Annotated in this window: 12 protein-coding genes; 3 read left to right on the plus strand and 9 right to left on the minus strand. The window is 61.8% G+C overall.

Annotated features, from left to right (window positions below; genetic code table 11):
• From ACXWUF_RS13080 to ACXWUF_RS13115, 8 genes are all read right to left on the minus strand, one after another.
• On the minus strand, positions 1-684 hold a 684-nt coding region (locus ACXWUF_RS13080; protein ID WP_458495111.1), incomplete at its 3' end, for an FAD-dependent monooxygenase.
• Complete coding sequence (locus ACXWUF_RS13085) at positions 666-1,361, minus strand: methyltransferase domain-containing protein (protein ID WP_458495112.1); 696 nt, start codon at positions 1,359-1,361, stop codon at positions 666-668. The genes ACXWUF_RS13085 and ACXWUF_RS13080, both read right to left, overlap by 19 nt.
• A 167-nt stretch (positions 1,362-1,528) precedes the next feature.
• The gene (gene pqqE, locus ACXWUF_RS13090; protein ID WP_458495113.1) at positions 1,529-2,659 is read right to left on the minus strand and encodes a pyrroloquinoline quinone biosynthesis protein PqqE; all 1,131 of its coding nucleotides are present in this window, start codon (positions 2,657-2,659) and stop codon (positions 1,529-1,531) included.
• Positions 2,634-2,909 (minus strand): pyrroloquinoline quinone biosynthesis peptide chaperone PqqD, encoded by a 276-nt coding sequence (gene pqqD, locus ACXWUF_RS13095; protein ID WP_458495114.1) that lies wholly within the window; start codon positions 2,907-2,909, stop codon positions 2,634-2,636. The genes pqqE and pqqD overlap by 26 nt, the downstream gene beginning before the upstream one ends.
• A 2-nt stretch (positions 2,910-2,911) precedes the next feature.
• Entirely contained in the window at positions 2,912-3,637 is a 726-nt protein-coding gene (pqqC, locus tag ACXWUF_RS13100) for a pyrroloquinoline-quinone synthase PqqC (protein ID WP_458495115.1), read from the minus strand.
• Between the two features lie 9 nt (positions 3,638-3,646).
• Positions 3,647-4,561: a pyrroloquinoline quinone biosynthesis protein PqqB gene (gene pqqB, locus ACXWUF_RS13105; protein ID WP_458495116.1), complete on the minus strand. Its 915-nt coding sequence runs from the start codon at positions 4,559-4,561 to the stop codon at positions 3,647-3,649.
• Between the two features lie 87 nt (positions 4,562-4,648).
• Positions 4,649-4,723 (minus strand): pyrroloquinoline quinone precursor peptide PqqA, encoded by a 75-nt coding sequence (gene pqqA / locus ACXWUF_RS13110; RefSeq protein ID WP_205434646.1) that lies wholly within the window; start codon positions 4,721-4,723, stop codon positions 4,649-4,651.
• Between the two features lie 223 nt (positions 4,724-4,946).
• Positions 4,947-5,321, minus strand: coding sequence for a hypothetical protein (locus ACXWUF_RS13115; RefSeq protein WP_458495117.1), 375 nt, complete (start codon positions 5,319-5,321; stop codon positions 4,947-4,949).
• On the opposite strand from ACXWUF_RS13115, the gene ACXWUF_RS13120 reads away from it, so the two are divergent.
• From ACXWUF_RS13120 to ACXWUF_RS13130, 3 genes are all read left to right on the plus strand, one after another.
• A complete protein-coding gene (locus tag ACXWUF_RS13120) occupies positions 5,296-5,637 on the plus strand; it encodes a hypothetical protein (RefSeq protein ID WP_458498126.1) in 342 nt (113 codons plus the stop codon). The genes ACXWUF_RS13115 and ACXWUF_RS13120 overlap by 26 nt on opposite strands.
• A gap of 88 nt (positions 5,638-5,725) precedes the next feature.
• Positions 5,726-6,817 (plus strand): hypothetical protein, encoded by a 1,092-nt coding sequence (locus ACXWUF_RS13125; RefSeq protein WP_458495119.1) that lies wholly within the window; start codon positions 5,726-5,728, stop codon positions 6,815-6,817.
• 265 nt (positions 6,818-7,082) lie between these two features.
• Entirely contained in the window at positions 7,083-8,249 is a 1,167-nt protein-coding gene (locus ACXWUF_RS13130) for an efflux RND transporter periplasmic adaptor subunit (RefSeq protein ID WP_458495120.1), read from the plus strand.
• A 40-nt stretch (positions 8,250-8,289) separates the two neighbouring features.
• Here ACXWUF_RS13130 and ACXWUF_RS13135 read toward each other — a convergent pair.
• Positions 8,290-9,205: ATP-binding protein (locus tag ACXWUF_RS13135; protein ID WP_458495121.1), on the minus strand; the 916-nt coding region annotated here is incomplete at its 5' end.

A 9,205-nucleotide genomic window follows, 5' to 3' on the forward strand; every position in this document is an offset into this window, starting at 1 on the left:
AGCGCCCCGCTCGACCCGCACCAGCCCCACATAGCCATGCCGATGACAGGCCATGTGAATCACGCCGTCCGGGTAGCCATCGGTGGCTTGGTCCGGTTCCGCCGCAAGCCCGATACGGGCGTGGGCGCGGGTCCGGCTGACGATGCCCGGCAGGCTGCGGGTATAGCCTCCGCCTAGGCCATCGGCGGCGACGATCCACCGCGCTCCGGCCAGCCCGGTTTGATTTTCCCGGCGCAAGGCGACCCATCGCCGTTCCCGTCCACCGCCACCGTCCACCGCCAGGGCGTTGGGCAGAAAGCACGCGCCCGCCCGAACCGCCGCCCGCACCAGCCCCGCGTCCAAGGTGAAGCGTGACAGGGCGATCCCTCCTGGCAGGGGAATCGACGCCTCCGCGCCTTCCGCCGCCAGATGGAACCGGCCCAAGGGCCGCCCGCCCAGCCGGACCGGCAAATCCGCCAGTCCGACCGCCGCCAATTCCGCCAAGGCGACGCGGTTAAGGCAGCCGCCGCAGACTTTGGACCGGGGGAATGCGCTTCGATCCAGCAGCAGCGTCGCCAGTCCGGCGCGGGCGCTGACCAGCGCGGCCATCGCGCCCGCCGGTCCCGCGCCAACCACAATGACGTCCCAATCGCCCGCTACAGCGCGGCGCCAATCGAGGGTGGGGGTTATGCGGTCTTGGTCCATATCAGTTGGAGACGGCAGGGAAAGCGGCGTTCAATGCGAAAGTCACGTAGTCCCGCCGCCTGGGCCAGTTGGCTGATTTCGGCGCGACTGAAAGCGGCGCATACCGAGCGGTCGCTGTCGCGATGGACGATGGGCGAGCGGCTGAGCAGATGGGCACCCAGCCAGACCAGGGCGCGATTGGGGGCTGAACGCTCCAAGTCGTTGATGATGATGCCCCGCCGGGCCGAGTCCGCCATCCGGCCCAGCAGGGCCACCACGGCGGAATCGTCCAGGTGATGCAGGAACAACGAGCAGGTGATCCAATCGCAGGCGGGCAGCGGGTCGGCGGTGGCGTCGAGTTGGCGCCACTCAATCGCCAAGCCCGCCGCCCGTGCCTTTTGCTGGGCGGATCGCAGAGCGAAGGCGCTGCGATCCGCGCCGATGCTATGGAGGGCTATTCCGTGGTGGCGTGCCCGGCGGGCCAAAGCGATAGGCAAATCGCCGCCGCCAGTGGCGAGGTCCAGAATGCGCGTAGTTTGGCGAAAAGCTCCCGCCCGTTCCAGAGCGTTCCAAATTGATCGGGTGCTGAAGCTGATTCGGTTGAGCCGCGCCAAGCCCGCCAAGGCCAGCCGATGGGCCTCCGCCGGCAAGGCGGGATCGTCCATTTCCTCGGGTTCCCGTTGGCGATTGGGTTTCATTGGAACATCCTTGTTCAATGAAGATGTAATAAATTTCTCCAGGGCAGGCTTTAGACCGGCCTGACTGTCGTGGATGGAGGTGGTTTCAATTGGTTGACGAATCCTATTCACCCCCGCGCCGACTCTAGGCTTGGCAACCCGCAATTAACCAATTAAACCCACCTCCCTCAACCGCTCAACGCCTTGGAATTCCGGCTGTTCCGAAACACCAGCGGCTTGTGCTGAGGGCGCTCGTAATCGCCACGGGCGCCCTCGATGGCGTCGGCGACCGCCGAGCGCTGGGGCGAGAGGCTGCACACCGGATCGGTGGCGTTCATGTCCCCGGTGAGCAGATACGCCTGGCAACGGCAGCCGCCGAAGTCCTTCGCCTTCTCCGGGCAGGACCGGCACGGCTCCTTCATCCAGCCGAAATTGCGGAACTTGTTGAAGGCGTCCGACTTCTCCCAAATATCCCGCACGCTCATATCACGCACGTTCGGGCAATTCAGGCCGGGCAGGATGCGGGCTTCGTGGCAGGGCAGGGCAACGCCATCCGGGGCAATCGTCAGGAAGGTGGTGCCCCAGCCGTTCATGCAGGCTTTCGGGCGGTCCTCGTAGAAGTCCGGCACCACGTAATAAATCTTCATCTTGCCCTTGAGCTTCTCCTTGTAGCCCTGCGCGATGGCCTCGGCTTCCTCGAATTGCGCCTTGGTGGGCAAGAGTTGATCCCGATTGATATGCGCCCAGCCGTAATACTGGGTGTTGGCGAGTTCCAAATAATCGGCCCCCAACTCGATGGCCATTTCCAGAATCTCCGTCATCAAATGGATATTCTGGCGATGGATCACCACGCACAGCACCATGGGGTAGCCGTGCTTCTTCACCAAGTGGGCGACTGCCTTCTTCTGCTCGTAGGAGTCGGTGCCCGCGATGAAGTTGTTCAGCTCCTTCTCCGGTGCCTGGATGCTGACCTGGATGTGGTCCAGACCGGCTTCCTTCAACTCGACGATCTTGGCCTCGGTCATCCCGTAACCGGAGGTGATGAGGTTGGTGTAGTAGCCGAGTTCCCGTGCGTGTTTCACCAACACGGGCAAGTCCTTGCGGGTCAGCGGTTCGCCGCCCGACAAGCCCAATTGCACCGCGCCCATGGCCCGCGCCTCGGAGAACACCCGCAGCCAATCCTCGGTGCTCAGCTCGTCGTTGAGCTTGGCGTAGTCGATGGGATTCGAGCAGTAGGGGCACTGCAAGGGGCAGGAATAGGTCAGCTCGGCGAGGAGCCAACGAGGGGGACCGCTAGGATATTGCTCTGATCCAGCCATTATCGAGCGCCGATTGCAGGAGACCGGCCACATCGTCCCGGATGCCGCTGATCTCGAATAACTTTTCCAATGCCTCGACGATCCCGTCCAGGTTCCGCGTGCCGTCGCAGAGTTTGAGTATCTCCGCCGCCGGGCCGTTCAGTTCCACCATGCCTTCCGGGTAGAGGATGACGTGCTTTTGCTGCGCCTCTTCCCATTGCAGGCGGTGCAGCGGCGAGAAGGCGAAGCGGGCTTGTTCGTCGAGGGCCATGCTTATGCCTTGATGTTGAAGTAGGGCGGTTTGTTGTCCACGTAGGCCAGCCACATGGCGTCCAGCATGGTCCACAGGATGTCCAGCTTGAACTGGAGGATTTCCAGGGCGCGTTCCTGCTGCTCGCGGGTCTTGAAGTATTCCAACGTGAGTTCGAGGCCGTGTTCCACATCGCGGCTGGCCTGGCTGACGCGCTTGCGGAAATAGGCCAGACCTTCCGCTTCGATCCATGGGTATAAATCGGGCCAGCCGGACAGGCGTTGCTTGTGGATGGTGGGCGCGAACATCTCGGTCAGGGACGAGCAGGCGCCTTCCTGCCAAGTGGCGTTGCGGGCGAAATTGACGTAGGCGTCCACGGCGAACTTCACGCCCGGCAGCACATGTTTGAGCGACCACAGTTCCTCGCGAGGAATGCCCACCGCCTCGCCGAGCCGGGTCCAGGCTTCGATGCCGCCCGCGTCGTCGTCCCAACCGTCGTGGTCGTGGATACGTTGAATCCACTTGCGGCGGGTGTCGCGATCCGGGCAGAGCGCCATGATGTTGGCGTCCTTCACCGGAATCTTGATTTGATAATAAAAGCGGTTCGCTACCCAGCCCTGGATTTGCGCCTTGCTGAGTTTCCCCTCGGCCATCTCGATATGGTAGGGGTGATTGATGTGGTAATAGACTTCCTTCGCCCGCAGTTGCGCTTCGAATTCTTCCCGGCTCCAGGGTGCAGTGTCGCTCATGATGTCTCTCTACAAGTCAATTTCCAAACCGTCGTGGGCCACTTCTAGCCCTGCTTCTGTCAGCGTTTTACGCTGCGGCGAATCCTCATCCAAGATCGGGTTGGTATTGTTGATATGAATCAGGATTTTGCGTCCCGGCGCGGCTTCGGTGAGGCTTTCGATCATGCCGCCCGGCCCGGATTGCGGCAGATGCCCGAGGTCCAAGGCCAGCTTGTCGACGATGCCCGCCTGACCCATTTCGTCGTTGCGCCAGAAGGTGCCATCCACCAGCACGCAATCCGCCGCTCGCATCGCGCGTTCCACCTGTGGCTCGATTTCTCCGAGTCCCGGCGCGTAATAAAGTTTCTTGCCCGTGGAAATCTGCTCGATGACCACGCCGATGTTGTCGCCCGGATGCGGGTCGTGGCGGTGGGGGGAATAGGGCGGCGCTTTGCTCACCAGGGCGTGGCTGTGGAAGCGCAGGTCGGCGATGCCGGGAATCTCGAAGCTGGTGCCGTCCAAGGGCACGGGATGATGGTTCACCTTGCAGTAGTGAGCCAGCATGGTGAACAGCGGGAAGCCGCTGGATAAATCCTGCTTGACCGGCTCGCTGCAATAGATTTCCAGCGGGCGGGTGGATTCGCGCAGCATCAGAAGGCCGGTGGTGTGGTCGATCTGGCTGTCGATCAGGATGATGGCCTTGATGCCGCTATCGCGAAGGCCGTGCTTCGGGTGGGCGCCGGGGAAGTTTTCCAGTTGGGTGCGGATATCGGGCGAGGCGTTGAACAGCACCCAGTTCTCGCCGTCACTGCTGACCGCGATGGATGACTGGGTGCGGCGCTGGCCGTTCATGGCACCCTGGCGGATGCGGGAGCAATTATGGCAATTACAATTCCACTGCGGAAACCCGCCACCCGCGCCCGCGCCGAGAACTCGAATTTTCATGATGTTGGAGGAAGGATTGAAAAAGGCCGGAAATGAAAACGGGGCTTCACATTGCTGCAAAGCCCCGTTCGGAAAGACAACCGCCGATTAACGGTTGTAGATGTACATCGTGACTTCGAAGCCGAAGCGCAGATCGTTGTAGCTCGGGGTTTCCCATTTCATTTCGGAAGTCCTCCAAAAGATTGATCCGTTGTTGATTGGCCTAGCTTTTTCAAGCCCGCCGCAAAGTATACGTTTCCGATTTTGGGAAAGCAACCGAGTGCGGAGCCAAGCCGGAATGGTTCCGAAGCAGGCGTGACAGGCCGGTTGTTAGGGCGCGAGCCGGGCAAAAATCTGCGGGGGCTTCGCGCAACGGCGAGGCGGCAAATCGACTCTGGCGGTGGCGTCACCGCCAGTTGATTTCCAACAACCCCGCGTAATCAGTCCCGCTGCCGGGCAACGGGATCAACGCCCCGCCGCCCAGTTCGATGTGCGGCGACAACCGCCATAAAAGCTGGGCCGTCCCGCCGCTCAGTGCGTTGTGTCCCGACACGTACTCCGCTTGAAAAAACAGGTTTCTGAGCGGCAACGGCACGCGCAGGCCCGCGATAAAACAAAAGGCGTCGGAACCCCCCGACATGGCCCGGTCCACATGATACCCGCCGATATGTAGCCCGATTTCGCCGAAATCGAACTGGTTATCCAAATAATTAAACGCCAGCAGCCGTCGGCCCGGCGGAGCATGAAATAGGGGGATGCCCAATTGGCTGCCGATAATCATTTGCCAGTCTCCCCGGACCGACCTCGATAATTTTCTCGATATTCAAGAAGCCATCCGGGTTGAAGGCTTGGGTGCCGTTATCCACCAGATTCAGATTGATGATGGAGAGACCGATATTCCACTGGTGGGGCAGGCCGAAATCCACCGAGGTATTGGCGAAGCCTCCGTAGGAAAAGGCGTTGACTTCCTCCTGCCAACTGATTTCCCAGCGTTCGGTCGCGTTGATGTCGAACAAGTTCCTGAATGGGTGGGATTTGCCCCGGGGGTCAGGCTTCGCCGCCGCTGGTTTTGCGGGCGTTTTGGTGTCGGCGGATGACGCCGGGGCCGGGACGCCAAAAAATATCGCGCCTGCCGAAACGAGAAAAATCGCAGAATATTCGCGGAAAACTGTCACCATAACAGCCATGAATATATCACTCCCACCCGGCGCTTCCCGCCTTACCCCGAATCAAGCCACGGCTTCTCCAAAAAGCATCGGTCTCGCGAGAATGCTCGTCATCACCTTCCTGCTGGCGGGCATGAATCCCACCTTTTCAGCCCCGCTTCCCCGTTTCCTGACACCGTTAGAATTCGCCTTGGTCGGTGACTACAACTACGGCCCGCTCGACGGCCCAAAGTGGCGGGAATCGGAACGGATGATCGCCGCCATCAACGCCAGCCGGGCGCGCTTCACGGTCCATCTGGGCGACATCCAGCCCGGCAACGCGGAATGCGCCGATACGATAGTCGAAGCCACCCGGCGGCAGTTCGCCGCGTTCCGGGCACCGCTAATTTATTTATTCGGCGACAACGAATGGACCGATTGCCACCGCTACGCCGCCATCAATCCCCGCTCGCCCTTCGTCAATCCGCTGGAACGGCTGGCCCATCTGCGGCGGGCTTTCTACGTCGGCAACAGGTCTCAGGGCACCTTTCAACTGCGCTTGGAGCGGCAGGCGGACAGGCCCCGCAATCCCGCGTATCGCCAGTTCGTCGAGAATGTCCGCTGGCAAGTGCAGGACGTGTTGTTCGTCGGCGTCAACGTGCCCGGCAGCAACAACAATTACTCGGGCGGTCCCGGCTCGCCGCAGACCGTGAAGGTGCTGGGCCAGGACGCCGAGTGGGCGGTGCGCAATGGGGCGGTCATCGATTGGTTGCGGGATTCATTTCATCGCGCCAAGGTCAATCAAGTCCGCGCCGTGGTGATATTGTGGCAGGCCAACCCCGACTTCGAGAGCCGCCGCCCGGAGTTGCCCCGCTACGACAGCGACGGGTTTCGCGACCTGAAGGGGGCGCTGGCTAGCTTAACCGCTGGCTTCGCGCATCCGGTGGTGCTGGCCCACGGCGATTCGCACGCGGGCTTCCGGGTGGACCGGCCTTTGCCGTTGCCGAATTTCCTGCGGGTGGAGAACTATGGCGATCCGGCCACCCACTGGACCAAGGTGACGGTGCTGCCGAACCGCCATGGTTTGGATATGTTCCGGTTCCAGGGGATGCGGGTGCCGGGGAACCCATAATATTAGGACTCACGCAGCCCTTGCTATTCAGTGGCTTATAGCGGTGTTCATTCGGATTCGATACGTGCCACACCTGTAGGGGCGAATTAATTCGCCCCTACATGGCGACCTGTCGTATCGAACACGGTTGTAAGTCGCGATAAAGAGTTCGTAGAACCGCCTGAAGGCGGGACTACAAGCCAAACCTGCTATACGCCATCCGTTCCCGCCGCGCCGCTTGATGGGTTACGCTTCGCTCCACCCATCCTATTTTTGATTGTCGATCATGCGCCGCTCCAAGCTCCTCGTTTTCCTGGCCATCCTGGTTCTTGCCGCCAGCGCCTACGCCGCTTGGCAATACGCCCAGAAGCCCCCCGCCGAGCAATATCGCACGGTGCCGGTGGACCGGGGCGACCTGGTGAAGGCGGTGTCCGCCAACGGCACGCTGAATCCGGTGGTGCTGGTCAACGTCGGCACCCAGGTGTCGGGCACCATTCAAAAGCTCTACGCCGATTTCAACGACCCGGTGAAGGCCGGGCAAGTGCTGGCGGAACTGGACCCCTCGCTGTTCCGCGCCGCCCTGGACCAGAGCCGGGCCAATCTGGCGAACGCGGAGGCTTCGCTGCAACTGGCCAACGCCAACGAACAACGCGCCCGCGCCCTGTTCGCGAAGGACTACATCGCCCGCCAAGAACTGGACCAAACCATCCAAGCGCTAGGTGCGGCGCGTGCCCAGGTGGCGGCGGCGTCGGCCACGGTGCGGCGGGATGAAACCAATCTCCGCTACAGCGTCATCGTCTCGCCGGTGTCGGGCATCGTGGTGTCCCGCAGCGTGGATGTGGGCCAGACCGTCGCCGCCAGCTTCCAGACGCCCACCCTGTTTTCCATTGCCCAAGACCTCAAGCGGATGCAGATCGACACCACGGTGGCGGAGGCCGACGTGGGCAGCGTGAAGGTCGGCCAGACCGTGCATTTCGCGGTGGACGCCTACGCCGGGCGGGACTTTCAGGGCACGGTGCGGCAAATCCGTTTGAATTCGCAGGTGCTGCAAAACGTCGTCACTTATAACGTGGTCATCGACGTGGCGAACCCGGAGGAAATCCTGCTGCCGGGCATGACCGCCTTCGTCAGCATCGTGACCGCCGAGCATAAGGACGCGCTACGGGTGCCGGTCGCGGCGTTACGGTTCAAGCCAGCGGCGGAGGAGGGGGCGGCACCGTCCCGGCCCGCGTCCCGTAGTGCGGCGGAGAAAAAAGTCTATCGGCTAGCGGACGGGAAGCCGGTGGCGGTGCCGGTTCAGACCGGGATTAGCGATGGCAAGTTTATAGAGATTGTTTCCGGGGAGGTCCGCGAGGGGAATGCTTTGGTCGTGGAAGATTTGACGGCGCAGAAGTCGGGGCAGGGCGCGGGGGCACCGCCGGGCGCGGGGCAGTTTAGGACGCGGATGTTTTAGATTTGTAGGTCGGGCTTAAGCCCGACCTACATCCAAATCTTTAGGCCGCGTGCTTCTCCAACTCCATCCCCCGAAACACCGAACACCGCTTGAACGCCTCCAAGCTCGGTGCCACCTGCTTCTGCTTGCAATACTTCGCCACCAGCTTCGCCAACCCCTTGATGTCCCGGCCCGTCGCCGCCGGGAAAATCTCCACCAGCTTCTCGATTAGCTCCGCGTCCACGTCCAATTCAAACTGCTCGGTCATCACCCGCCAAATCTTGCGGCGGTCTTCGGCGTCGGGTGGGTAGAACTTAATCATCGCGATGCAGCGCGACACGATGGCCTCGTCGATGTCGTCCACCCGGTTGGTGGTCAGGAACAACAGGCCATTGAAATATTCCAGCACCCGCAAAAACACCCCGACCACGGCGTTCATGGCGATGTTGTCGTCGCGGCGCTTGATGTACACGTCGGCCTCGTCGATCAGCATGATCGCCCCCCAGCGCTGGGCGCGGGTCAGCACGTCCTTGAGCGCGGTTTCCATGGTCGCCACGTTCAGCCCCAACTGCCCGGAATGCACCCGGTACAGGGGCCGCTTGATGATCTCCGAGTACACCTCGGCGGTCAGCGTCTTGCCCACGCCGGGCGGTCCCGCGCACAGCACCGTGGTGCCGCCGGACTTGCCCGCCACGATGTCGTCCATCAGCACGTCCATCTCGGCGGTGAGGATGTCGATGAGGTCGGTTTGTTCTTCCGGCAGCACCAGCTTGTCCTTCAAGGTCGGCTGGTACTCGTAACGCGCCATGTCGTTGACGTGGACCCACACGTAATGGCGCAGGTCCAGGTGGAACATGAGGATGTAAAAATGCACCGGCAGTTGGGTGAACAAGCCCTTCGCCATGAGCGCCTGGGTTTCCTCCACCTTATCCTCGGCCTTGTATTTCATGCTTTTCGAAGCCCGCCGCAAGTACGGC

The sequence above is a fragment of the Methylomagnum sp. genome (genome assembly GCF_054333355.1).